This window comes from Pontibacter sp. JAM-7 (assembly GCF_048548695.2).
Classification (GTDB): domain Bacteria; phylum Pseudomonadota; class Gammaproteobacteria; order Pseudomonadales; family Balneatricaceae; genus Neptuniibacter.
On record NZ_JBLYIF020000031.1, the window covers coordinates 1 to 284 of the forward strand.

The 284-nt window shown below is 54.9% G+C and carries 1 protein-coding gene; it reads left to right on the plus strand.

The genetic code is table 11. The annotated features are described in order from the left end of the window. Positions 1-284 (plus strand): biotin/lipoyl-containing protein (locus tag ACFVYJ_RS13745; RefSeq protein ID WP_463255417.1); only part of this gene is annotated, 284 nt, incomplete at both ends.

The following is a 284-nucleotide window of genomic DNA, read 5'->3' on the forward strand; positions in this document are numbered from 1 at the left end:
CATCTGTCTGGTGCGACTGATGTTTATGTTGTTGAGGTTCTGGTGAAGGACGGAGACAGTGTCAGCGAGGGGGACAGTCTAGTCGTGCTGGAAACCGATAAGGCTTCTATGGAAGTGCCTGCACCGAAATCTGGTGTCGTTGCCTCGATGAAAATCAAGGAAGGTGCTCTAGTGAATGAAGGTGACTTGTTGCTGGAGCTTACCGTAGCGGGAGCTGCGGCACCTGCAGCCGCTGAGTCTACATCCTCGTCAGCTGCAGTGCCGGCATCTGTAACGGCGGCTCC